General features: G+C 72.1%; 21 protein-coding genes and 1 pseudogene. 8 read left to right on the top strand and 14 right to left on the bottom strand.

All coding sequences use genetic code 11. The annotated features are described in order from the left end of the window. Positions 1-22 precede the first annotated feature (22 nt). Entirely contained in the window at positions 23-1,330 is a 1,308-nt protein-coding gene (locus tag AB4039_RS31440) for a hypothetical protein (protein ID WP_442272374.1), read from the bottom strand. Positions 1,331-1,547: 217 nt separating this feature from the next. On the opposite strand from AB4039_RS31440, the gene AB4039_RS31435 reads away from it, so the two are divergent. Further along, complete coding sequence (locus tag AB4039_RS31435) at positions 1,548-1,991, top strand: hypothetical protein (RefSeq protein ID WP_442272373.1); 444 nt, start codon at positions 1,548-1,550, stop codon at positions 1,989-1,991. Positions 1,992-2,005: 14 nt separating this feature from the next. Here AB4039_RS31435 and AB4039_RS31430 read toward each other — a convergent pair whose 3' ends face one another. The 3 genes from AB4039_RS31430 to lexA form a co-directional block, all read right to left on the bottom strand. After that, on the bottom strand, positions 2,006-2,827 hold the full coding sequence (locus tag AB4039_RS31430; RefSeq protein ID WP_442272372.1) for a hypothetical protein: 822 nt from the start codon (positions 2,825-2,827) through the stop codon (positions 2,006-2,008). 277 nt (positions 2,828-3,104) lie between these two features. Then, complete coding sequence (locus tag AB4039_RS31425) at positions 3,105-3,566, bottom strand: hypothetical protein (protein ID WP_442272371.1); 462 nt, start codon at positions 3,564-3,566, stop codon at positions 3,105-3,107. A 183-nt stretch (positions 3,567-3,749) separates the two neighbouring features. Further along, positions 3,750-4,439 (bottom strand): transcriptional repressor LexA, encoded by a 690-nt coding sequence (gene lexA, locus AB4039_RS31420; protein ID WP_442272370.1) that lies wholly within the window; start codon positions 4,437-4,439, stop codon positions 3,750-3,752. Between the two features lie 187 nt (positions 4,440-4,626). Here lexA and AB4039_RS31415 point away from each other — a divergent pair, with 187 nt between their 5' ends. The 3 genes from AB4039_RS31415 to AB4039_RS31405 all read left to right on the top strand — a co-directional run bounded on the left by AB4039_RS31415 (position 4,627) and on the right by AB4039_RS31405 (position 6,682). After that, on the top strand, positions 4,627-4,845 hold the full coding sequence (locus tag AB4039_RS31415) for a hypothetical protein (RefSeq protein WP_360712624.1): 219 nt from the start codon (positions 4,627-4,629) through the stop codon (positions 4,843-4,845). Between the two features lie 132 nt (positions 4,846-4,977). After that, on the top strand, positions 4,978-5,997 hold the full coding sequence (ku, locus tag AB4039_RS31410) for a non-homologous end joining protein Ku (protein ID WP_442272369.1): 1,020 nt from the start codon (positions 4,978-4,980) through the stop codon (positions 5,995-5,997). A 151-nt stretch (positions 5,998-6,148) separates the two neighbouring features. After that, positions 6,149-6,682, top strand: a complete 534-nt coding sequence (locus AB4039_RS31405; protein ID WP_442272368.1) for a hypothetical protein — start codon at positions 6,149-6,151, stop codon at positions 6,680-6,682. A 150-nt stretch (positions 6,683-6,832) separates the two neighbouring features. Here AB4039_RS31405 and AB4039_RS31400 read toward each other — a convergent pair whose 3' ends face one another. Next, the gene (locus tag AB4039_RS31400; protein ID WP_411107270.1) at positions 6,833-7,090 is read right to left on the bottom strand and encodes a hypothetical protein; all 258 of its coding nucleotides are present in this window, start codon (positions 7,088-7,090) and stop codon (positions 6,833-6,835) included. 56 nt (positions 7,091-7,146) lie between these two features. Next, positions 7,147-8,334, bottom strand: coding sequence for a hypothetical protein (locus tag AB4039_RS31395; RefSeq protein WP_442272367.1), 1,188 nt, complete (start codon positions 8,332-8,334; stop codon positions 7,147-7,149). A gap of 401 nt (positions 8,335-8,735) precedes the next feature. Between AB4039_RS31395 and AB4039_RS31390 the strand changes: the two genes are divergently transcribed. The 3 genes from AB4039_RS31390 (at position 8,736) to AB4039_RS31380 (ending at position 10,605) form a co-directional block, all read left to right on the top strand. Further along, complete coding sequence (locus AB4039_RS31390; protein WP_442272366.1) at positions 8,736-9,086, top strand: hypothetical protein; 351 nt, start codon at positions 8,736-8,738, stop codon at positions 9,084-9,086. A 138-nt stretch (positions 9,087-9,224) separates the two neighbouring features. Continuing rightward, positions 9,225-9,566, top strand: a complete 342-nt coding sequence (locus tag AB4039_RS31385; protein ID WP_442272365.1) for a hypothetical protein — start codon at positions 9,225-9,227, stop codon at positions 9,564-9,566. Between the two features lie 55 nt (positions 9,567-9,621). Then, entirely contained in the window at positions 9,622-10,605 is a 984-nt protein-coding gene (locus AB4039_RS31380) for a phosphotransferase family protein (protein WP_442272364.1), read from the top strand. A gap of 59 nt (positions 10,606-10,664) precedes the next feature. Here the strand turns inward: AB4039_RS31380 and AB4039_RS31375 are convergent, their stop codons facing one another. Genes AB4039_RS31375 through AB4039_RS31355 form a run of 5 tightly spaced genes read right to left on the bottom strand, consistent with a single transcriptional unit; the run spans position 10,665 to position 16,665 of the window. After that, positions 10,665-11,909 carry an ATP-grasp domain-containing protein gene (locus AB4039_RS31375; RefSeq protein WP_442272363.1) on the bottom strand — a complete coding sequence of 415 codons (1,245 nt, stop codon included), beginning with the start codon at positions 11,907-11,909 and terminating at the stop codon, positions 10,665-10,667. Further along, positions 11,906-13,057, bottom strand: a complete 1,152-nt coding sequence (locus AB4039_RS31370) for a glycine amidinotransferase (RefSeq protein WP_442272362.1) — start codon at positions 13,055-13,057, stop codon at positions 11,906-11,908. The genes AB4039_RS31375 and AB4039_RS31370 overlap by 4 nt, the downstream gene beginning before the upstream one ends. 26 nt (positions 13,058-13,083) lie before the next feature. Next, positions 13,084-14,037 carry an aspartyl/asparaginyl beta-hydroxylase domain-containing protein gene (locus AB4039_RS31365; protein WP_442272361.1) on the bottom strand — a complete coding sequence of 318 codons (954 nt, stop codon included), beginning with the start codon at positions 14,035-14,037 and terminating at the stop codon, positions 13,084-13,086. A gap of 14 nt (positions 14,038-14,051) precedes the next feature. Next, the gene (locus AB4039_RS31360; RefSeq protein ID WP_442272360.1) at positions 14,052-15,452 is read right to left on the bottom strand and encodes a hypothetical protein; all 1,401 of its coding nucleotides are present in this window, start codon (positions 15,450-15,452) and stop codon (positions 14,052-14,054) included. Positions 15,453-15,492: 40 nt separating this feature from the next. Further along, positions 15,493-16,665: a cytochrome P450 gene (locus tag AB4039_RS31355; protein ID WP_442272359.1), complete on the bottom strand. Its 1,173-nt coding sequence runs from the start codon at positions 16,663-16,665 to the stop codon at positions 15,493-15,495. A 332-nt stretch (positions 16,666-16,997) separates the two neighbouring features. On the opposite strand from AB4039_RS31355, the gene AB4039_RS31350 reads away from it, so the two are divergent. After that, positions 16,998-18,437, top strand: coding sequence for a Twin-arginine translocation pathway signal (locus AB4039_RS31350; RefSeq protein WP_442272358.1), 1,440 nt, complete (start codon positions 16,998-17,000; stop codon positions 18,435-18,437). A 135-nt stretch (positions 18,438-18,572) separates the two neighbouring features. On the opposite strand, the gene AB4039_RS31345 is transcribed toward AB4039_RS31350, so the two are convergent. The 3 genes and pseudogenes from AB4039_RS31345 to AB4039_RS31335 all read right to left on the bottom strand — a co-directional run. Beyond that, positions 18,573-22,082, bottom strand: coding sequence for a LysM peptidoglycan-binding domain-containing protein (locus AB4039_RS31345; RefSeq protein WP_442272357.1), 3,510 nt, complete (start codon positions 22,080-22,082; stop codon positions 18,573-18,575). Positions 22,083-22,089: 7 nt separating this feature from the next. Next, the gene (locus AB4039_RS31340; RefSeq protein ID WP_442272356.1) at positions 22,090-22,548 is read right to left on the bottom strand and encodes a pilus assembly protein TadG-related protein; all 459 of its coding nucleotides are present in this window, start codon (positions 22,546-22,548) and stop codon (positions 22,090-22,092) included. Then, a pseudogene (locus tag AB4039_RS31335) lies at positions 22,545-22,817 on the bottom strand (pilus assembly protein); the annotation flags it as partial. The pseudogene AB4039_RS31335 and the gene AB4039_RS31340, both read right to left, overlap by 4 nt.

Genomic DNA, 22,817 nt, shown 5'->3' with positions numbered 1-22,817 from the left:
ACCCCCACGGGTGGTTGTTCGCTCAGGAGAGGCGGACGTGCATCAACAGGTGCTTGTAGCCCTGGCCAGCCATTTCGGGGCCCTCGGTGAAGAGTCCGGGCTTGTTGAGCTGCCCCTTCTCCATCTCGCCCAAGTGCAGGGTGATGGTGTTGCCGGTGAAAGTGCCGAGCGCGTCCAGCAGGAAGCTCGGGTTGAAGGCGGCGAGGCCGCCGCGCAGGCCTTCGCCGCTGCCGTGGGTGATGGTCGTCGGGATGGGCATGCCCTTGGTGCGGGCGTCGCCTTCGGCCGTGTCCAGCCGGGGGGCGAGCGTGAGGTTTCCGTCGGTGTCCCAGACGAACATGACGGGGACGTTCTTGAGGCCCTTGGCGGTCAGGACTCCCTGAGCCTTCTTGACGGCCCGGACGGTCGTGGCGCGGTCGAGCCGGACCGACGTCTCGCACATCTCGGGGAACAACTTCCCGTACTTGGGGAGACTGCCGTCCAGTGAGCGCATCGTGATGGTGATGGCGCCCAGCGACAGCGTGGCGCGGGCGGTGGGCAGGATGACCACGGGCTCCCCTTCGGCGCGATCGGCGGTGAGGAGGCCGATGCCCACGGGGCCGTCGTGCGTCTTCAGCCGCTTGGCCAGGGCGGAGAGGGTGGCGGCCGGGATGAGCACGGTGAGCGGCTTCTCCGGCGGCTGCACGGTGGCGGTGACGGGGACTTCCGCGACGGCGAAGCGGTAGCGGTCCGTGGCGGCCATGGTGAGCGTCTCGCCGTCCAGCGTGACCTGGATGCCGGTGAGTACGGGCAGCGTGTCGTCGGTGCCTGCTGTGGGCAGTACGCGGTTGAGCTGGGCGAGGAAGGTTCGCGCGTCCATGGTGGCCATGGCGGGCACGGCCTCCAGCGGCTGGGTGTACGCGTGGATGTCGTGCGTGGTGATGGGCACGGTGAGGTGTTCGGTGGCCAGCAGGTCTCCGTCGAGCGAGACGCGGGTCTGGGCCGCGACGGCCTTGGTCTCCCCGGCGACCATGGCCGCGAGCGTCTTCTTCAACTCCGGGAAGTCGAGGAGTGAGGAGCCCTTCGCGGCGGGCGTGGCGGCCGGGACCATGACCGACACCGCGGTGTCGAAGTCGTAGGCGCTGAAGACGACGTGGTTGCCGCCGGTCTCGATCAGCACACCGCGCTGCGCGGGCGGCTGCGCCTTCGGGGCAATTCCAAATTCAGCGAAATTCAGAGCGTCGATGATCTCCGCGTGGATTCCCGCGAAGTTCGCGGTCGGCTTTACGGGCTGCTTTTCCTCCTTCTTCGCGGTGTCGGAGGTAGCGACCTGCGTGCTGGGCGTGGTCATAGCTCTCCCTGGGGAGTGAGATACGGATTCGGTTTGCTGGCCGACTGCCACCGCCGACCAACAAGACAACTATAGCAGCTACAGCTCACAATCGGGGCTGGTCAGAACCCTGCTTCGATCCAATCTGCCCGCCATACGGATGCGTGAGGGACCGAGGTCTGCAGGGAACTCCCGTCCTCGACCGCGCCCACAACTCCGCTGCCTCGTTGGGCAGGACATGACGACCAGCACGGAGCAGATCGCCGGCGAAACGGCCGCCTTGGACCTCATGCTCGGCTACCTCGCTGCGGATCCAAACGCCGTCGCGTACGCCCTCGCTGCCGGAGCCAGGTGTGCGACCACCGCCGACTACATGCGTCGGCAGGCGTCGGGGCTGCTGCACGACGCCGTCCTCGCCGATCCCGGATTCTCTCCGTACAGCCGCGCGGTGATTGGGCGGGCAGGGCTCGCGTGGCTGGACAGCATCCCCATGGACGAGGCCGTCCAGGAAGCGGTGCTGGCTCTCGCCGACGACGGCGCAGCGCCCCGTCTCGCTTTGGATGACGCGCAGTTGACCACGGTGTTCGCGCTGTCGGCCGTGGCCCGCTGCGTGGCCGCGTACGGGAAAGAGGCAACCAGGGAGCGCCTCGACCGCATCCGGGCGTTGGTCAACCAGCCCTGAGCTGCACGGTCCGCCTACGAGCTCGCCGGCGCACCGGCGCGGCTGCGGTACAGGGCGCTACCTCGACCGAGGAACGCCACACCTACCGCCGTGCAGTGCCTGAGCATGCCGAAGTTGCCTGTCATCCTGGCCAGCATGACGGTCTCGTCCTGGGAGATGGCTTCCCTCGCGAGGAAGATCAGGGCACCAGAGAGGTCTCCGTGGGCGAGGGAGCTGCACCCGCTCCACAGAGCCACCGCCATCTTCCCGTGGGGGCCCATGTGGTCTCCGGCCTCCCGGACGATCTCGGTGTAGTCGGGGGCCTTGAGGATCCCCTTTACGCGGTCCGGTGGGGTGCCGGCGCGCAGCGCCAGCTGCCGGAGCTCCTCTTCTCGGACCTCCTTCGTCCGCGGCGTCTTCCCGCCCAGGAGATCATGCAGCTTGGTGGAGGACCCTATGTCCTTCCTCTGCAGGGCCAGGCGCCTTTGGATGCGGATCAGGCGGTCATCCGACGCCAGCAGCCACACCGCACGTGCGGCATTCTCGATGACACCGCGGGCAAGGGAAGCCTGGGCGTGGGTGTGCAGGGTGGCCGTGACCCGGTCTGCGGATTCCTCGGTGAGCACGCTGGTGCGCAGGGCGCGTAGGTGGTCTCCGGCCACGGTGAGGGCGAGCCAGGCGGCGTGGGACAGATGGTAGGGAGCAACCGCGACATCGTCGGCTTCCAGGTCGCTCCCCGCTGCCGGCTTCCAGGGTCCGGCCGACGGGTCGGCGGTTGTGAGGTCTTCGAACTGCCGGCCATGCTCAAGCAACTCGACCAGTGCTTGCAGGTGCTGCTGTTCGTCCCTGTCCTCCATCACCCGAGACTAGGGAATGCTCGGGTGATGCGGGGCGCATTTTCTCTGCCGGTGCAAGAGCATGCGACGGTCCGAATGCTGCGCCGTTCAGCCGAGACCGCGGCCGCGCTTGCGGCGCCGCGGTGAGCGAGCGGGCAGCGTGGTGAGCGGAGTCCGCCCGGGAGCCCTTCGCACGTCGACCGGGCGGACCGCTTCGGAGCACGCCCACGCCGTCCGTGTCCTCCGTAGAGCAGACGGCTGGCTGCCCTGCGCAGCTCGGCGCGGTGCCTCGCCGGTCTCAGCCCCGAGACCGCCGAGGACGGTTGGGACGGTGCTGGCGACGTTGGCCCGGGACGGGATCAGGTGCGACCTCAGGTGAGGAGAATCCGCCCGGCACCACGGCGCGCTGAGCCGGTTGCTCCACGGAAGGGGCCGCCGGGGTGGGGACGGCTGGCTTGGCCGTGGCCAGAATGGTGATGTGCGGGATGTTCCGTGCGCAGGTCTGGCAGACCTCGGCCAGTGTCCAGACCTGACCGACGGCCGGGTTGTGGACGAGGACCAGCAGGCTGGTTCCCGCACAGTGGACGGGGTTCTCGTGGAGGGCGCACTGCGCACTGCCGCAACTGCAGGCGGCGTTGGGGCGGGTGCCGGCGAGGCGTCCGTGGGCCTTGATGTGCTCGGCGGCGAAGCGGCGCATGCCCGCGGCGTCCTTCGAGCGGGGCGGCATCCGGCACGCGGCGGTGCTGCACGTGACGGACACGGTGTGATCGTGGTGGCCGGTAAGGCGGACCGTCCAGGTCCGTCCCGGCACGCGTGCTCCGGGCATCAGGGTCAAGTCGGGGTCCCGTCGTTGGACTGTTCCGTGTCGGCGTTGTGCCGGGCTCGTGCAGGGGGGCGCCGTGCCGAGGGGAGACGTCCCATGGGCGGCGCAGCGCGCTCTGGTTCAGAGCGCGCGCAGGACGGCGACCACCTTGCCGAGGATAACGGCGTCATCGCCGGGGATCGGCTGATGGGCAGCGTTGTGCGGCATGAGCCAGACCTGGCCGTTCTCGCGGCGCAGGCGCTTGACGGTGGCTTCGCCGTCCAGCATGGCGGCGACGATGTCGCCGTGGTCCGCGCTGTCGGCCTTCCTGACGGTGACGATGTCGCCGTCGCAGATGGCGGCCTCGATCATGCTGTCGCCGACCACCGTCAGCGCGAACAGCTGGCCTTCGCCGACCAGGTGCCGCGGCATCGGCAGGACGTCTTCGACGAGCTCCTCGGCGAGGATTGGCGTGCCGGCCGCGATGCGGCCGACGAGCGGGACCTGGACGGCTTCCGGCGTCATGCCGGCCGGGGTGTCGGGGAGGTCGGCGTGCTGGTCACTGCGGACGCGGTAGGCGCGGGGACGGTGCGGGTCCCGGTAGAGGAAGCCCTTGCGCTCCAGAGCCATCAGCTGGTGCGCGACGGAGGAGGTACTGCGCAGGCGGACGCCCTCGCCGATCTCCCTCATCGAGGGCGGGTAGCCCTTGCGGGCGACGGTCTGCTCGATAAAGGCGACGATGGCCGCCTGCCGGGCGGTGAGTCCGTCCGGGCCCGGGCGGGTGACATCGGGCGGACGCCCGGGGCGGGCTTCGGATTCGATGACGTGCATGTGGTGCTCCCCCCTGAAGGGATCTTGCGTTCAGGGACAGTAACCCGCATACCACCCGCGACGGAACATCTTTTCGATAACAGGGCGTGCCGGTGTCGCAGCGGGTGGTGAGGGAGCTGGGCGGCGGCGGGCCGCCCACGTTCTCGCGCAGCTTGCAGCAGGGACGCGCACCGCTCATGATCCGCATGTGCCGTTCCACGTCAGGCTGCGCTTTGGGCCGCCCTCCTCCCCCGCCGTCACCGGCACCTGGGACAGCGAAGCGACCGCCGAGCGGAAGTTCCGGGGGTTCATCGGCCGCTACGGCAGCCAAGCCGACGTGCGCATCGAGCTGGTCGAGGACGGGCCCCAGGGCGAGCACACCGTGCGCTCCTGGACAAGGGAGCGCGGCGAGGTGGAAGGGGCCTGACGACCCCGGTGAGGGCTTCCCTGTCCCGCCGGAAGGGGTCGGCGTTTCGGGTCGGGCCGGCGTTGCCGGTGGAGGTGAGGGGGCGCAGGGTGGATAGACGCCCTGGTGTACCTCGTGAAGGGTGGTGCGGCGATGGCCAGACCGGTGTGGACGGGGGTCTTGGGGTTCGGGCTCGTCAGCCTGCCGGTGGGTCTGTACACGGCCACCGACAGCCACACGATCCGCTTCCACCAGCTCCAGCGCGGGACCGCGGACCGGATCCGGAACCGGCGGGTGAACGAGCGCACCGGCGACGAGGTGGACCTCGCGGACATCGTGAAGGGGTTCGACACCGGAGGCGAGTACGTGATCGTCGAGCCGCAGGAGCTCGACGAGATCGCCCCCGGCCGGTCCCGGTCGATCGACGTTGCCGGCTTCGTCGACCTGGACACCGTCGACCCGGTCTTCTTCGACAAGACGTACTTCCTCGGGCCCCGGGGAGCCCAGTACGGGAAGGTCTACGCCCTCCTGGAGCGCGCCCTGGCCGAGTCGAACAAGGCCGGCATCGCCACCTTCGTGATGCGCGGTCGGGAGTACCTGGTCGCCCTGAAGGCGGAGGAGGCGGAGGGCCTCCTGACGCTCCACACTCTGCACTGGGCCGACGAACTGCGCGATCCGCACGCCGAGGTGCCCGACCTGCCGGGGAAAGTCGAGGCCACGGCGGCGGAGGTGAAGATGGCCATGCAACTGATCGACGCCCTGGCCATGGAGTGGGAGCCGGAGGCCTTCCACGACTCCTTCCGCGAGAAGGTCGAGGCTCTGGTGAAGGCGAAGGCCTCCGGCGAGACGGTGGAGAAGGCCGAACCGGCGGCGGAGCCGACCGGTGCCGTCGACCTCATGGAGGCCCTGCGCGCCAGCGTCGAGCGGGCCAGAAGCCCCAAGGACACCGGCGACAAGGCCACCTCGCCCGGCTCTCGGGCGGCGGGCGGGAAGAAGGCGCCGGCCGCGAAGAAGCGGGCGCGCTCCGGACCGGCGGCCAAGGGCCGGGGGCTGATGGCGCTGACGAAGGCAGAGCTGTACGAGAAGGCGGCCGCGGCCGGCATCCCGGGTCGCTCGTCCATGAACCACGACCAGCTCGCGCAGGCGCTCTCCCACCCAGGCCGCAGGAAGTGACCGACGGGATTCGGTCGGGGTTCCTGCCTGAGGTAGCCGGTGACGGCGATCGGCGCCGTCACCGGCTCTACACGTGCGTCACCCGCGTCAGCACGCGTCTTTCCCGGCATCGCCTCGTTGTCCTGGGCATTCGATCTGTGGAGGCGCACCCATGCTCAGGACACTCCCCGCCGTGCGGCTCTCGGCGGTGCTGGTGGCGGCCACCATCACGGCGGCCACTGCCGGGGGCGGCCCCGCGTACGCGGTGGAGCGCTGCAAGGTGTCGTCCAAGACCATCGACAACCCCGCCTACAGCGGCCCCTGGCCCGACAACTGGGACTTCACCGTCAAGGCGTGCGTGACCGAGTCCGGGGCGAACATCCGGCACTGGGCGACGATCTCCTGGGACCTCCCCGAATCCTCCAGCCAGGCGGGTTCCATCTTCAACGCCACCGGCACGAACGCCGAGGTGACCGCGATGATCGAGGGGGGCGGTGTGGCGGTGACGCGGCGCACCGATCTGGCCCAGCGCCTGAACAAGGCGAAGGACGGGTCCATCACTCCCGCGTCCTACTCCTCGCACTGGCCAAGCCGCGAGCGCCTCTTCACCGACGTGATCGTGTTCCTCGACTGGAAGGGCGACGGGAAGGGCCCCCAGAAGCTGCACTTCGCGCCCTCCCCCTCCCTCCCTGGCTCGGCCCGTTGAGGCCTGCTGGCCGTACGGTCGATGCCCCAGGCCTGGCAGACGACCGTCCCGGCTGGCCTCCTCCCAGCGGGCGGGCCGGGTCTGCCGCGCCGGCGACTGCAGCAGCGACGGGCGGACGCGTTCCCGTGGCCAGCCGATACGGTCCTGGGGTCAGGCCACCGTCACGCGCAGGACGTAGGGCTCCCCTGTGCTGATGGCCTGGGCCTGCTCGCGCAGGTCCGCGTCCGTGAAGCCGAGCAGCGCTTCGTCGGCGGCGCGGCGCAGCAGCGGAAGGATCTCGGCGAGGGGCCGGCCTCGATGCGTTTCGGCGAGTTCGGCGAAGGCCCGCTGGTAGGGGGCTCCGTATGTGCTCGCACTGTCGGCTAGCAGCCGGTCAAGGTGCTGCCGCTCGATACTGATCTCGCCCATGGCCCGCTCCTTCGGTCCTCCGGGGGCCCGTCCGGTCCGGGCCCTCGTCATCGACGCTACGAGGCTGGTCTGACATCGACCCCCGCCCCGGCACCGGGCGCGTGCCGGTTGATGAGGTCCTGGAGCAGCTCGCGGGTGGGCGGCGGCAGCAGCCCCTCGGTGGCGAGGAGGTGCCATTGGCAGCCGGGCACGAGGCGGTCGAGCCGCCGGTACTCCCCGAGCTGGTAGAGGAGGACCAAGGTGTCGAGGGCGTGCTGGGTGGGTGGCCAGTCGCGCTCCTTCAGCGTGCTGAGCACGGCCAGGCCGGCCATCGCGTAGCGGCCGTTCATCCACTCCACGGTCGCTTCGCCCAGCTGCCCGCTGGCGACTTCTTCCTCGGCCCGGCCGCAGAGGTCCAGGGCCCACTGCCGTACGCCCTCGGCGGTCTTCCAGGCCCGCGCGAGGTCCTGAAGGGGAACTGCGGCGGCTAGGTCGCGCAGATGATCGCGGGCGTCCCGCACGGGGCCGAGGGCCAGCTGGTTGTCGTCGGTGAGGACCGCGTCGGCGAACTCGGGGACGTCCTTGCGGGTGGTCTCGACGAGGGACGCGATCGGGTTGGCCACCGCGGTGGGGTTCATCGCGCGGAGCAGGTCACCGATGTCCTCCAGGGACATCGTCCCGTTGATGGCGGCGGCGGCCGCGGCCAGCGCGGCGTCCCTGGGTGTGGCCGTGGGCGTGCCGGGGTTCGCGTCGAGGGCAGCGAGCTCGGCGGGGGGCCAGGTGTGTCCGGCGGCGCGGACGAGGCGGGCGATGCCTTCGTCGATCCGCCGGGCCCGGGCCGGGACCAGGGTGACGGTCGGGCCGGCGTCCGCGATGTGGTCGGCGAGGGCGTCGAGCCGCTCTTCCGGGTCGGTGTCCCGTTCGTCGTCGCCGGGGACGGTGAGAGTGTTCACGGCTGCGGTGAAGGCGGCCCGTACCGTCTGCTCCGGTACCGGGAGCCCCTCGCCGAACAGGAGCAGTGCCACGTCGTGGGGCCGCTTACCCCGGCCGCCGTGACGGGCGAGGCCGAGGACGAGGTCGAAGCTCTCCGGCGTCGGCCTGGAGGTGCTGCCTTTGCCGCGGCCCAGGCCTCCGCCGGAGATGTTGCCCGGCAGCAGCCGGCGGCTCCTCCAGACCTCCAGCATCTTCGCGGTCACGGCGAAGCCGTGCCGGAACGCGTGGTCAATCAGTAGCTGGTCCGCAGGGCTCGGGGTGTCAGTGGACATGCACGGGAAGGTACCGGCGCCTCTCGCGGACCCGGCAGGGCAATCACCTCATCCGGTGACAGCCCGTGGAACGGAAGCCGGATGCCCACGCCATGACGTAGTGGCGCCCCTCGTATAGAGCCCCCCTACCTCCGCCAGGTCACCGCTCGGTCCTCCCGCTCAAATGGCGTGCAGCAGGTCGCCGCCCCACCCTCCGCAGTTGATCTTGCATCAGTTGCATCGGGTTGCCGGACTTCAGGGGGTACCGGCCTCACGCCCGCGGGCGGGAGGCTCAACAAGGCGACGACCGGCAGGGGTTGCGGGGCTAACTACCCACTCCCGCACTGTGCCGCCCAGGACCCGACGTCAGCGGCGCGGCCTCTTCACGCTCCGCCCGTCATCACACAGAGAAGGACACCGACATGCTCACCGACGTGCTCACCGGCTGGACTGCGGAGACCCTGGGCGGCCTCACGCTACTGGCGGGGGCCGCAGCCTGGGGCTGGCTCCGCCGGCGCCGGACCCCGACCACCCCCGGAGAGACTCCGGCCACCGAGACCGCGCGGCAGGTCCGCACCTACACGCTGCTCGGGGCCCGGGCCGCCGACGGCCAGCCGGTCCACTGGCCCAGCAGCCGCCCCGCCGGCGTCCGGATCACCTGGACCGGCCCGGCGGGGAAGCGGGAGCAGTTCGAACTGACCGACGCGGTGCTGCCGGACGGCACCTACGCGGCGGAACGCGTATCGGTGTACCCGGAGCGCGGGACCCTGTGACCGGAGCGCAACCGATCGGCAGGCGGGACCGATCACACCCCTGCCCGGTGAACTTCGTGGAGTTGACCACCACACCCCTTGTGTAGGAATTCCTACGAGTGTAGGTTTTCCTACATCGAGGCATCTTATGGAGGATTCATGACCATGCGGATCACGTTCGACCTTCCCGCGGCTTCCGGCGGGTCCCAGATCGTCGACCTCCCCGACGACATCGTCCTCGCCGTGTACGACGGCCTCACCAACAGCCCGGACATCACCGACCCCAAGGCCGAGGACTTCGACGAGCTCCTCGCCTCCACTAGCCTGCTGAGTCGGCTCATCACCCACCTGATGCTGTCCCGCGAGCGTCACATCGCGGCGGCCGACGCCACCAGCCCGCACGCCAACCGCCGGGCCATCGGCATCGCCGCCGCGATGCAGCCCTCGCAGCTCGGTGTCGTGCTGGAGCGCAACGGCCGCCCCCGCAACCGCAAGGCCTGACCAGCAGACTCCCGCCCCGCCCCCTCGAAGTCCTCACAGCCCGGAAGGAAGTCCCGTGGAACTCCACGTCATCGAGCGGACCGCCAACGCGTTTCAGCAGGGCCTGACCGGCCGCCAGATCCAGGCGGTCGCCGAGCGCGCCTTCGGGCCCGGCGCCGAGGTCCGTTCCGCGACGGAGCTGGGCGGCGGCATGTACAACACCACCTACCGCATCGATCTGGCCGGCCGCGCGGAGCCGGTCGTGCTGCGGGTGGCGCCGGAACCGGCTCGCCAGTTCCATTCCGAGCGGGAGCTGATGCGCGCGGAGTACGCGTCGGTGCCGTGGCTCGCGCCGATCGCCGACCTGATGCCGCACGTCCTGGCGGCCGACTTCACGCAGTCCGTCATCGGGCGGGACTGGATGATCCAGTCCTTTCTGCCCGGGACCCCGGCACCGGAGCTGCTCGGCTCCTACCCGAAGGAGACCCACACGGCTTTCTTCCGGCAGATGGGACAGATCACCGCATCGGTGCACGCGGTCGCCGGGCCCTGGTTCGGCCCGGTGGGAGGCCCCGGCCACGCGCGGTGGAGCGAGGCCGTCGTCGCGTCACTGCACCTGATCGCCGAGGACGTCGAGAGCTGCGGCCTGGACGCGGCCGACCTGCGAAAGGCCGCCGACGCCGCCCAGGTCGGCGCGCAGCTCCTGGACGAGGTGACGGTGCCGCGGCTGCTGACCGGTGACCTGTGGACGGTGAACACGATGCTCGCACCCGCCCCCGTCCCGACGATCTGCGGGGTCCTGGACATGGACCGCACCTGGTGGGGGGATCCGGAGGCGGACTGGACGATGCGGATGGCCCGCGCGAAGCAGGACGCCCGCACCGCGTTCTTCGACTCCTACGGCCGAGCGGAGGAGACCGAGAACAGCGTGTGGCGGCGGCGGGTGTACGAGGTGCGCCATCTCGGCGCGCTGCGCCTGGAACGTCACCGGCTCGGAAACGAGGCCGGTGTCGCGGACTCGTACCGGGCGGTGGCCGAGGAGCTCGCCGCGCTGATCTGACCTCGGGCACACCGAAAGGGGCGCCACCCATGGACCTGGGTGGGCGCCCCTTTCGGTGTTCAGGCGGAATGGGGTTCGACCTCGACGCGGATGTCGTCGAGGAGTTGGGCGGCACGGGCCGCCGTGGTGCGGGCGTCGGGGCTGACGACGATGAGGCTGCCGAGCCGTCCGGCGTTGGTGTGGGCGGGGCCGACCGGGTCGCCGGGGCGGACACGGAGCCGGACGAGGGGGGTGTCCGGGCCGGGCCGGGGCAGGCCGGTGACGGCGGTGAGGCGGCCGGCGGCCGGGCTGGTGAGGAAGCGGACGGTGGCGTGGTGGCGTCGGCCGGGGGTGAGGCGGGCGGGGCGGCCGAGGGCGATGTCCAGAAGGGCGGTCCAGGGGTTGATGCCGAGAGCGTGGTGGAGGAGGTCACCGATGTGGCCGGCGCCGATGCGGGCCGCGGTCTCGATGACGTACGGGCGGCCGGTGGGGGTGACGATGACCTCGGTGTGGGACGCGCCGTTGCGGATGCCGACGGCGCGCACCGCCTTCGCCGTCTCCTGGTGGATGGCCTGTTCCACCGCGGGCGGGAGCTGGGCCGGCAGGGTGTGGGCGAGTTCGACCCGGTGGGTGCCGCGGGTGGTGGTCTTGGCGGTGATGGCCAGGTGGGTGGTCCGCCCGTGCTGCGTGAGCGACTCGACGCTGTACTCCCGCCCGGGAATGTACTGCTGGAGCAGCACCGTCCGGCCCGCCGAACCCCCGTACATGCCCGGCGCGGTGTGGGCGTGCCGCCAGGCGGTGTCCGCGTCCTGGAGGCGGGCCACGACGGTGACGCCCTGGGATCCGGCGGCGTCCGCCGGCTTGACGATGACGGGGAGCCGCATGCCGGGTCGTAGGAAGCGGGCGCGCAGCATGGCCGGGGTGGCAATGGTGTGGGTGCGGGGCGCGGTGACACCTGCGGTGGTGAAGGCGGTGGCCATGGCGGCCTTGTCGCGGGCCGCGTGCGCGGCGGCGGGGTCGTTGCCGGGCAGGTCCAGCAGGGCGCAGGTGTGGGCGGCCAGCGGGGTGAGGTACTCGTTCGTGGTCAGGACGGCGGCGGCGTTGATGCGGCGGGCGTAGGCGACGGTGTCGGCGAGGGCCTGCTGCGGGTTGCCCAGGTCGGTGGTGAAGGTGCCGGCCAGCAGGCCGCGCAGGGCCGGGCTGTAGCCGGCCAGGGCCTCGGTGGTGGTGACGGTGTGGACGGAGCGGCCGGAGGCGGCCGCGGTCCGGGCCAGGTGCCCGGACTCGGGGCCGGCCGCCTCCAGGAGCAGGACGGGACGGTTCACGTGAGGTAGTCCTCGCAGGCGCCGTCTCGGCGGGTGTCGAGGGTGAAGCAGTGGAAGCCGCCGCCGAAGAGCCTGCGGTGGCGGTGTTGTACGGGGACGACGGTGAAGTGCTCGGCTTCGAGGGTCTTGATCAGTCCGGTGCAGTCGGCGTTGACCAGGACGGTGTCCGGGTCGACGGACAGGACGTTGAGGTCGATGTAGGGGCTGGTCAGGACGAGGTCGGCGTCGCCGTAGGCGGGGAAGGCTCCGGCGTCCGGCTGGGGCGGGACGATGAACTTCCAGCTCTGCAGCGGTTCGGGGAGCATGTCGCGGATGCCGTCGTGCCGGGCCAGGAACACCCCCGGCCGCAGGGCGAGGAGCATGGAGTCGATGTGGTTGTCGGCCATGCGGTACACGCGGTGGATGCGGTAGCGGCCGGCCAGGTGGCGCTCCAGCCATTCCACGCCGCGGGCGTGGTTGGCCTGGGCGATGTTGACCACGAGGTCCTTGCCGAGGCGCAGGACCTGGGCGCCGTCGAGCATCATCTCGTAGCCGACGTCGTACGGGCTGGGCTGCGGGTCGTCGATCGGCTCGGTGGGGCCTCCGAGGGTGGTGGTGGTGTCGCGGGCGTAGGAGAGGTCGAAGCTGGCGTCGGTGAGGGTGGGGCGCGGCATCGTGGTCCAGCGGGCGCCGGCCTGCCAGTAGCCGGTGAACACCTGGGCGAGGAGGCGGGTTTCCAGGTAGCGGGCGCGGATCGCGGGCGGGGTCTCGATGATCTCGTCGCCGAGGATCAGGGTGTTGTCGCGGATGTTCAGGGCGGGCACCGGCGGGGCGCTCCAGCCCAGGCCGGCGATCGGCGCCGGGTCGGCGGGCAGGGGGATCGGCCGGTGGACGGTGATGCCGAGGTCGGCCAGGACCTGGGCGAGGTCTTCGACGTCCTCGGCGAGTTCCTCGGCGTAGCGGCGGTTGATGGCCCACTGCTCCGGCCGCGCGCCGGCTTCGGTGGGGGTGACGAGGCGGGGGTAGGCCCAGTCGGAGCGGAAGCCGGTGAGGTTCTCGTGGTGGAACAGCTCGAAGGAGACGTCGCGGTCGTGGCCGGTGTAGTTGGTAGCGGATCCGACGATGATCTCGCGCAGGCGGGTGAAGTCGTCGTGGCTGCTCAGGCGCATGGGTGAGGGTCCTTCGTCTCGCGTGGTCAGGCCGTGGCGGCGGTGAGGGTGCGGTGGGTGTGGGTGCGGCCGTGGCGGGCGTGCAGGACGGCTCCGCCGTCCGGTGTGGGGGCGAGGGTGCGGGCCTCGCTCCAGGCGCTGAAGCGCCACTCCCCCGGGCCGGCGGGCAGCAGCGCGAAGGTCCGCTCGGCGGTGGTGAGCGTGAGGTGGTCGGCGGTGTGGTCGAGCTCCGCGGGCGTCGGGTCGCCGTCGAGGGGCTGGTCTCGGCTGAAGTCGGTGAAGCCGGCCGGGAGGTGCAGGGGGCGGGGCAGGCCGGCGGGAATGGTCCTGTCCAGCGGGGTGGGGTGGTTGATGAGCGCGTCGGCGTCGGCCAGCTGTTCCTGCCAGGCGGCCGGGAAGAGCGCGGCGAGCTCGATGGTGAACAGCGTGTCGATGACGGCGTGGACGCGGGTGGTGGTGCCGAGGTTGCGGACGGCGTGCTCGCGGGAGAAGTCGCCGTACCAGAACTGGCCGGGCTGCCAGGTGTGCTCGGTGCCGTCGAGGTAGAGGACGGCGTCGGGGTTGGTGGTCAGGGGGATGTGGAGGCGGGCGCAGCCGCGGGCCAGGCTGTACTTGGGGTCGCTGTGCCGCTCGCCGACCGCGTTCGGTCCGAGCGCCATGAGGCGGGCGGCGTTCAGCGGGGCCGGGATGGCGGCGAGGACCTCGGCGAGGTAGGGCATGCGGTCCAGCCAGGCGGTGGGGGCGTAGGTGTCGGGGCCGGGGCCGCCGGGGTCGGTGCGGTCCGCGTCGCCGTTCGGTGCGATCAGCGGCAGGACCCGCCAGTCGATGTCGGTGACGGCGCCGAGCAGTCCGTCCGGGGCGCGGCCCTGCTGGAGGTCCCAGGTGTGGGCGGTCACCTGGGTGAGGTCGGCGGCCAGCCGGGCGGCGTCCAGGGAGCGGTTCAGGCGGGCGGCTGCGGGCGGCAGGGGTGTGCTGGGCATGGGGCGGGCTCCGTTCAGGAGGAGAAGGCGGTGACGGGGGCGCCGACGTGGTCGGCGGGGTCGAAGGTGGCGGCGGGGCGGGTGGCGAAGCGGGCGTCGAGCCGGGCGAAGGGTTTCTCGTGGCCGGTCTTGGGGTCGTAGGCGAGGCAGAAGACGAACTGCGCGCCGTCCGGGCCGGGGGTGATGGGCATGGAGACGATCACTCCGGTCCGGGTGGCGGGGTTCCAGGCCAGGTCGAGGTCGGCCAGGGCCTGGTGGAAGGCGTCGGCGTCGGGGACGTGCCAGGTCGGGGGGACGTGGTACTCGACGACCGCGCGGGCCGGGTGGTCCGCGGTGCTGACGATCCGGTGGGCGATGACCTTGTAGATGTGCAGGCTTCCGGAGACCTGGGCGTTGACCTCGGTGAAGTACAGCTGGCCGTCGGGGGTGGTGATGGCGTCGGCGGACAGGTGGCCGCGGTAGCCGAGCGCGCGGTAGGCCTCGGCGAGGCGGGCGCCGTTGTCGACCAGGCGGGCGTGCACCAGCGGACTGAGGCCCTGGAGCGGGACGGTCTGGTGGGAGAGGCGGCGGCCGACGTAGTGCAGGCGGCCCTGCTCGGTCGGGCAGGTACCGCAGTCGTCGGTGAAGTGCTCGGAGTACACCGCCTCGGCGCCGGGGGCGAACGCGGCGACGACGACGGGGTGGCGGCCGTCGGCGGACGCCCAGTCCCAGCGGTCCTGCCAGTAGGCGGTGACGCCGGCCGGGCCGGGGGCGAGGCGGTGCAGGTGGCGGGCGCCGACGTGGTCGGTGGCCAGGCTGCTGCCGGGGCCCAGGAGAATCTGGTTGCCGACGCCGGCGCCGTTGTGGGCCTGCTGGACGACCAGCGCTTCTGCCTGGGCCAGGAGCCGGTGCGTGGCGGCGGCGGCTTCCTCGCGGGAGCGGCAGACCTCCCCGGGGACGGTGGGGACGCCGGCCGCTGCGGCGATGGCCCGGAAGTTGGCCTTGTTGTTGCCGATCTCGGCGCCGCCCTGCGCGAAGTAGGCCAGCCCGGGCATCCGGTCGGCGAGTCCCAGGGCGGTGGCGAAGCGGGCGACGGAGGCCGAGGGCCACAGGGCGAAGATCTCGCCGACGGCCTGCGGGCCGCCGGCCGGGCGCAGCGCGGCGCGGACCTGGTCGAGGAAGGCGGGGTCGGTGAGCGCTTCGGGGTCCAGGAGCATCCCGTTGTGGCGGCCGGGCGGGGAGGTCAGCACGGTGACCTCGCCTGGTCCGGTGCCGGTGAGCGCGAGGGCGTAGTCGAGGAACGCGGGGTCGGGTTCGGTGCACAGGATCAGGACGTCGCCGGGGCGGGCGAACCAGGCCAGGCGCTGGGTCCAGGCCCGCATGTCCGTACGGGCACGGATCGCGGGGTCGATGTGGTTGCCGATCAGGATGCGCAAGGGGATCTCCGGGCAGAAGGGCGGCGGCGAGGGCCGGCTGTCAGGGGTGGAGGGTGGCGGGGAGGACGGCGAAGGTGCGCATCGTGGCCGACGGCTGCCTGCGGGCGGTGCCCGCCGGCCGGAGCGGCGTGGAGTGGGTGCGCAGGGCGTCGAGGGCGGCGCGCAGGCAGGCCTGGGCGGCGCGGGTGCCGATGCAGGAGTGGGTGCCCCAGCCGTAGCCGAGGTGCCGGTTGTCGCGGCGGTCCAGGAGCAGCTGGTCGGGGGTCGGGAAGCGGGCGGGGTCGCGGTTGGCGGCGGCGAAGAGCAGCACCACGGTGTCGCCGGCCGGGATCGGGACGCCGGCGATCGTGGTGGTGTGGGTGGCGGTGCGGCTGGTTCCTTGGACGGGCCCGTCGAATCGGACGAGTTCCTCGGCCGCCCAGGGCACGACCTGCGGCTCCGAGCGCAGCCGGTGCTGGGCGTCTGGTTGGCGGGTGAGGGTGTGCAGGGCGTTGCCCAGGGCGGCGGTCATGGTGCTGTAGCCGCCCTGGAACATCACCCTCGCGGTGTTGCGGATGAACCGCTCCTCGGCCGGGTTGGCGCCGGTCGGCGTGTGGGCGCGGACGTGGGCGAGGAGGCCGCCGGGGCGGCCGGTTTCGGTGAACCAGGAGTCGACGAGGCTGGTCAGTTCCTCGCGTGCCCGCCGGCCCGGCTCGATGCGGGTGGGGTCGAGGCCGCCGTCCATGCTGCGCATGATCGCGTCGGAGGCGGCGGTGAACTCGGCCAGCGGCGGCTCGTTCACGCCGAGGAGGTCGCAGACCACCGACAGGGACAGCGGGGCGGCGAGCTCGGCCATGACGTCGAACGACGGCAGCTCGGCCGCCTCGCGCAGGAGGGCGGTGGCTCGGTCGCGGGCGCGGGCCTCCAGGTCGGGCAGGTCCTGGGCGCGCAGGGCGTTCATGAAGGCCGAGCGCACGCCGGCCTGGTCGGGCGGGTCCAGGGACTGCACGCTCAGGCTCGCCTCGGGCACGGTGGCGCCGGTGCGGCGCCGGTCGCGGGCGAAGACGGTGTGCTCGCGCAGGACGGCCGTGCAGTCGGCGTACCGGGTGACCAGCCACGAGGACATGCCGTCGTGCCAGGAGACGGGGGCCTGCTCGCGCAGGGCGGCCAAGGCCGGGTAGGGGTTGTTGACGGTGGCGGGGTCGAGGGGGTCGTAGGTCAGCACCGGCAGCACGAGCGTCTCCAGGTGATCTCGGGGCGGGGTGGCGCAGGAGCCCGGGCCCGGCGTTGAGGCCGGGCCCGGACCCCTGTCACGGGGGACACGCGGGTGATCAGTGGTCGTAGGACATGACGGGGTCACCCCCCTTCGTCCTCGGGATCGCTGCCCGGTCGGGCTCGCCTCACCAGAGTCAGCCCGCACCTGACCCGGCGTCATTGCCAGTGGGACGAGGGGACATTGCGGGGTTCCCGCAATGCGCTGGACGGGCAGTGACGGAGTGGTGTCGCCCTGTCACAGGGGTGGGCTACGGTTGCTGTCCCGATATCCCGCTCCCGCCGGGGGTGCCCATGGCCACCGCCATCACCCGCTCACGCCGCGCCACCATCAAGAAAGAGGCAGCCGGCATCCGGATGCGCTGCCAGCGCGAACGCCTCGACACTGAACAGACCGCCGCCGAGATCCGCCGCGCCCTGCCCGAGGTACAGCAGCTGGAGGCCTGGCGGCTCGCACTGGGCTGGTCCCGCTCCGAGACCATCACCCAGGTCAAGGCCCTGTACGTCGCCGACGGGCTGTTACCGCGCAGCCTGTCCGACCCGATGCTGTGCCGGTGGGAACACGACCCCCGCGAGCGCCCCGACCGCGAGTACACGGTCATGCTCTGCCGCGCCTACGGTGCCACCCCCGCCCAGCTCGGCCTGGGCTTGACCGAACAAGTCTTTCCGGAGCGCGAGTTGTCCACCGTGATCCGGTACGGTCGGCCCGAGACCGACACGTGCAGCGCTGGCGCACGGGAAATGGTGGTGCACATGACCACAGCCGCCGGCCTTCCGGCCGTCCGCGAATCCCTCCAGCTCGCCCTTCTCGCCGATCCCCACGGCAGCGCTGAGGTCACCGAGCTGGCGGAGGCGGCCGTCGAGCACTACGCCCTCACCTATCCCAAGCACCCCCCGTACCTCCTCTTCGAGGAAGTACGGGCCGCCCGCGGCCTGCTCACCGACTGCCTGGTCACCGGCCACGTCCACGAGCAGGTCGCGGGCGGACTGCACCGCAACGTCGGCTGGCTCTCGGCCCTGATGGGCAACCTGGCCTTCCACCTCGACGACCACACCGGCGCGCGCGCCCACCTGGCCACCGCCACCGCCTACGGCACCCGCACCGACGACGCACGGCTGACCGCCTGGGCCCTGGGAGCGCAGAGCATGGTCGCCCGCGCCGAGAACCGCTACGAGAACGCCCTGGCCTACGCCGAGCGGGCCGTCGCCCACGCCCCCGCAGGCCTGCCGAAAGCCCAGGCACACGCCTGGGCACAGCTGACCTCCCTCGCCGGACTCGGACGAGAGCAGGAGGCCGACACGGCGCTTGCCGCGGCCGCCCGCGAACTCGAAACCGATCCCGTGGGGTTCGCCCCGGGCCGGTTCGGGTTCGACGCCGCCGAGTACACCCTCCACCAGGCCGAGTCCGCCATCGCCCTCGGCCACCACAACCGCGCGCGCTCCGCTGCCGAAACGTCCATCGCGTCCACTGCCGTGGCCACCCCCGGCTGGGCCGCGGCCACCCTGGTCCTCGCGCAGGCCGAGGCGCCCACCCAGCCCACTGACGCGGCTCAGCGGGCCCTGGATGTCCTCGCCCGTGTCCCCGCCGCCCGGCTGCGCTCGACGTCACGCGCCCGCCTCGCCCGCCTCGACCAGGTCCTGGCCGGCGTACCGGCTACGGGGGTCGGCGACCTGCACGAACGTGTCCGCGTCCTCGTTCCCCTGATCGACAACCACGGCAACGCCAGCACCTGACGGCAAGGCCCCAGCCCCGCTCCAGCGCCACACGGCCCTACGGCCCGATCAGACCCAGAACAGCCAAGGCCCGGATTTCCCCCGCTGCGGGGGAAATCCGGGCCTTCCTGCACGGTGATGCCAGTCGGCCGACTGTCAGCGCCGGATGACCGGCTTCGGCAGCAGCGTGCTCAGCAACTGTGCCGTTTCCGCCTCCATATCCACTCCCCCGCCCAAGCCCTCGTTGATCCGGGTCAACCGCGCGGCGGCCTCACGGAGTGCGTCAACGTCCCCGGCGGCGTGGTGGGCCAGGAAGACTTGCCGGTGAAGGAGCTCGTTCTCCTCGGCAGCGAGAAGGCCCTGGTGCGCGGCCCAGAGCGCGCCGGCGTAGTCGGCGGCCTCTCGGCGGCGGGTGGACAGCTCGTAGGCGACGTCGGCGATGGCCGAGACCATCTCCTGGACGGCCGGCTCGGCCCAGGCGTAGCGCTGGGGGTCGATCGCGGCGAAGGGCCGGCCGCGGACGAGCGCGAGGGCCCGGCGCAGGGCGAGTTCGCCGTCTTCGTCGTGGCGGGCGAGCCCGGTGCGAGCGAAGTTCTGGAAAGTCTTCCAGTCGCAGGTGACGGCCTGGGCGAGGCGGTAGCGGCTGTCGCCGGTGTCCTGGACCCGCGGGAAGAACGCCTCGCCGTCGGCGTCCTTGCCGAGCCAGGAGCGGGTGCGGCTGATGACGGCGTTGCGCATCTGCTTGTTGACCAGACGGCCCGGCCAGAGGGCGTCGTCGATGGCGTGGTGATCGGCGCCCGGGTTGAGCGCGAGGTAGGAGACGAGTTCGACTGCGGCGCTCTGCCGGTTGGAGTCGATCCGGCCCGCGGCGCCCTCGATGACCACCCGCCCGAGCAAGAGCACCGTAGGCGTGGTGACCGCGGCGTCGGCGGCATCGTCAGCGGCACGAGTCGGGGCGGGCACCAATACCGGGGCAGGGACGAGGAGGGGGCCCGGGACGGGGGGCTCGGCCGCCGGGACTTCCTCGGCCGGGGCGGCTGCTGGCTTGGTCAGCACGGGGGCTGCTTCAGGCGCAGCAGTTGCCGGGGCCGGACCGGGAGCGGCCGGCGGATTGAAGAGGTCAGCGATTGTGGGACCACTGGTGTCGTGCTCGGCGTCACCGTCAGGTGCCTCGGCCGTGTGGACGGCGGGCGGGACGGGCGCCTCGTCCGTCTCATCCGTCTTGTCGGTGGGGGTGTCGGCCTCGGCCTGGTGCTCGGTCTCCATCTCCTCCCGTTCGATGTCGGCGTACTCGTCCGGCAGCCCGTCCTCGTCGGCGCCGGCCTCCGGCTGCGTGGCTTCGCCGTCGCCGATCTCCTCCGCGTCCTCCGAGGGGTCGTCCTCGTCCACGTCCTCCTGGTCGTGCTCAGCCTGCTCGTCGGCATCGAGGAGGCCGTCGAGCCACTCGTCGCGGGCGGGTACGTCGGTGTCGGCGGCGGAGAGGGTGAGCAGCTCGATCGCGTCGGCGAAGTGCTGGTCGGTCAGGCCCTGGAGCTTGATGGGCAGGCCGGAGCCGGGCAGGACGATGGTCTCGTCCGGTCCTGCGCAGTGCAGGGTCCAGCCCTCCTCCGGGGCCAGGCCGGCGGTCTCGCTGGCCGTGACAACCGCGCCGGCAACGCGCGGCTGGGCCGTGATCAGGTCGAGCAGCGCGTCGGTCTGAGCCCCTTCAGGGAGCTCGGCAGCGAGGAGGATGTGCGGCGTCCAGGAGCCGCCGGCGTCTTCGCTGAGGCGGGCCGTGCGGAGGGTGGGTGCCCCGAGTGCGGCCAGGGCCCGACGCTGGTCGGCGGTGTGGCTGGTCAGGTCGGCGACCGCGTCGGCGAGGGCCTCGGTGCGGGCGACGCGCTCGGGGGCCGCGTCGTCGAGGCCCGGGGCGGTGTCGGCGAGCGCGGTGATCTCCAGGTGGCCGGGCAGGGGCGTGCTGGCGAGCTCGACCGCGATGGCTTGCAGGACGTGACGGGCGTGGTCGGCGTCGCCGTCCAGGTGGAGGACGCCGACGTACTCCAGGTCGACGAGGACCAGGCGGCCGGCGCCGTCCCAGCCCAGGGAGACCAGGGCCGGGTAGGGCGCGTCGGCGCCCTGGAGGTCGTCGTGGTCGGCGAGGTCTGGGCTGGAGGCCGCGCAGGTCCACAGGTCAGTGCGGCCGGCGGTGCCCGCGAAGGGCTTCATCGGCGGGGTGTCCTGGTCGAGGTGGAGTTCGACCTTCTGCTCGTGCAAGACGACGGCGGTGACCACCGGCAGGTCGCGCTCCGCCGCGGTGAGGTTGAGAGCCAGGGTGCGCAGGGCGGCGTCGAGGAGGTCGAATCCGGTGGGGTGCTGGGCTGCGCGCAGGCCCTGTTCGGTAGCGGCGGCGCTGCCGGTGGGCATGGGGATGCGGCGGCCGGGCCTGCGTCGGCGCTGCTGGAGGATGCGGCGGGTGGCGAGCGTACCGATGAGGGCGGCGGCCAGGGCGCCGGCGCCCATCCAGACGGCAGCGGGGGCCAAGGCCTCGTCAGGATCCTGCAGCTGCTGGGCGGTGTCCGCCTTCTGGCCGTCCTGCGCGGGCGCGGGAACGGCTGTGGTGGGCGCGATGCTGGGGGTGGAGGCGGCAGGCGCGGGCGTGGAGGGCGTCGAGGGCGCAGGGGCGGGCGCCGCCGGGGTGGGGGTGTCCTTCGCCGTGTCCGGCTTCGGGGGCGTCTTGGTGTCCGGGGCGGGCCGACTGTCGGGAGCGGGAGCTGGGGCGGTTGCGGCGGGGAGAGTGAGTTCCTGACCCGGGACGATCAGGTCCGGGTTGTCGAACGTCCCGCCGCCGGGCAGCGACTTGCCCCGGTTGGCCTCGAAGATCTTCGGCCAGTCCTCGGGGTCGCCGTGCTCGTCAGCGATGCCCCAAAGGTTTTCACCGGCCTTGACGACATGCTCGGCCTGGGCCGCAGCAGGCTTGGCGTCCGTGGGGGCGGCCTGCGCGGGCGCCGCCGTCTCGGCCGCTGCTTGGGAGGGCGCCGGGGCCGGGGCGGCCGGCTTGGCGATGTTGGCGTCGGCGGGGAGCCGGATCACGGTGCCCTTGGGCAGGAACTGGTCACCGGCCGCGAGCTGCGGAACGCTGGGGTTGAGGGCGGCGATGTCCTTCCAGCGTGGTCCGCTGCCCAGGTACTGCTCGGCCAGGTCCCACGGGAGCTCGGAGTCCCCAGTGACCGTGTGGGTGGGCCAGGCGTCCTGCTCCGCCGCCGCCGTTTGGGCCGTCGCCGCGCTGCTGGTGCCCGCCGTCTGCACGGCAGTCGCTGCGACGGCCGGGCCGGTCGTGGCGGCCGAGGCAGCGGTGGGGGCGATGAGGACGAGGCCGCCGATGAGGAGGCCGGCGAAGGACTGCATCCCACCGAGGCCCTTGATCCGCTTCGCCTTGCGGCCGCGGAACAGGGCGACGATCTCGACGAGGGCGGAGAGGGTGAACAGCGCCCAGCCGATCCAGCCGATGGTCGTGAGCACCGTGAAGAACAGCCGGCCGTCGTCCTGCTGGGTCAGCAGATCCCATCCGCCGACGAAGTCCGTGGGCTGGTATCCAACGGCCAGCAGGACGAGGGGGATACCGGCGATGAGTGCGGCCAGGACGGCGAGGCCGAGCAAGGCGCGGAGCAGGCGTAGGGGGGTGCTCATGGGGCGGTCAGCCTCCGGCTTGGGTGTGCAGTCGGGCGTGTGCCGTGCCGGACACGCTGATCGTCGACCTACCCACGAACTGGGCGAACAAAGTGGTGTAGGTGTCGTGGACGGTGACTTCGAGGCCCTGACCGCCGTCGGTGACGATCACGGAGCCCGAGACGTTCTGGGCGGCGAGGTAGTCCTGGGCTGCGGCGACGGCGGCGTCCGGGTCCACCGTGATCTCGGTGCCCTGGACAGCGGCAGGGACGTTGAGCTGCTGGCCGGCCGCGCGGGCGGCCTCCTGCGCGAGGCCGGTGGCCTTGTTCGTCGCGTTGAGGGCGCCGCCGCCGTCGACCAGCAGCCCCATGATCATGATGATGCCGATGGCACTCAGCGCGTAGAACGGCGACAGCGACCCCCGGTCGCCGACGTGGCGGATCCGTTCCCGCAGAGCGGTGATGCGGCGGGTGAGGGCGATGATCACTGGCGGCCTCGGTAGGAATCAATCGGACTGGTCCACGATGCCCGAAGGGTGCGGGATCCGGGGAGCCCGGGCAGCCCGATCTCGCCGAGAGGCGCGGTACAGGCAACGGTGACCCGGACAGTGGCCTCCTGGCCGAGGTCGAGGCCGTACCCGGAGGTGTCGACCGAGACGCTGGAGGAGGCGCAGTGGATACCCTCGCCGCCCAGGCTGCGGGTCGCGGCGGCGGCCCCGGCGGCCTGCGCGGCGCCGGCCTCCCGTTCCAGCGAGGC

The sequence above is a fragment of the Streptomyces sp. M-16 genome, assembly GCF_052114405.1.
Lineage (GTDB): Bacteria > Actinomycetota > Actinomycetes > Streptomycetales > Streptomycetaceae > Streptomyces.
This window is presented reverse-complemented; position numbering and strand designations above follow the sequence as displayed.

Coding starts and splice junctions, on each gene's coding strand:
- lexA (WP_442272370.1), bottom strand. CDS start 4,439: ATGCACGTCATCGAATCCGAAGCCCGCCCCGGGCGTCCGCCCGATGTC.
- AB4039_RS31395 (WP_442272367.1), bottom strand. CDS start 8,334: ATGTCCACTGACACCCCGAGCCCTGCGGACCAGCTACTGATTGACCAC.
- AB4039_RS31385 (WP_442272365.1), top strand. CDS start 9,225: ATGACCATGCGGATCACGTTCGACCTTCCCGCGGCTTCCGGCGGGTCC.
- AB4039_RS31435 (WP_442272373.1), top strand. CDS start 1,548: ATGACGACCAGCACGGAGCAGATCGCCGGCGAAACGGCCGCCTTGGAC.
- AB4039_RS31400 (WP_411107270.1), bottom strand. CDS start 7,090: ATGGGCGAGATCAGTATCGAGCGGCAGCACCTTGACCGGCTGCTAGCC.
- ku (WP_442272369.1), top strand. CDS start 4,978: ATGGCCAGACCGGTGTGGACGGGGGTCTTGGGGTTCGGGCTCGTCAGC.
- AB4039_RS31405 (WP_442272368.1), top strand. CDS start 6,149: ATGCTCAGGACACTCCCCGCCGTGCGGCTCTCGGCGGTGCTGGTGGCG.
- AB4039_RS31440 (WP_442272374.1), bottom strand. CDS start 1,330: ATGACCACGCCCAGCACGCAGGTCGCTACCTCCGACACCGCGAAGAAG.
- AB4039_RS31430 (WP_442272372.1), bottom strand. CDS start 2,827: ATGGAGGACAGGGACGAACAGCAGCACCTGCAAGCACTGGTCGAGTTG.
- AB4039_RS31345 (WP_442272357.1), bottom strand. CDS start 22,082: ATGAGCACCCCCCTACGCCTGCTCCGCGCCTTGCTCGGCCTCGCCGTC.
- AB4039_RS31370 (WP_442272362.1), bottom strand. CDS start 13,057: ATGCGCCTGAGCAGCCACGACGACTTCACCCGCCTGCGCGAGATCATC.
- AB4039_RS31365 (WP_442272361.1), bottom strand. CDS start 14,037: ATGCCCAGCACACCCCTGCCGCCCGCAGCCGCCCGCCTGAACCGCTCC.
- AB4039_RS31350 (WP_442272358.1), top strand. CDS start 16,998: ATGGCCACCGCCATCACCCGCTCACGCCGCGCCACCATCAAGAAAGAG.
- AB4039_RS31390 (WP_442272366.1), top strand. CDS start 8,736: ATGCTCACCGACGTGCTCACCGGCTGGACTGCGGAGACCCTGGGCGGC.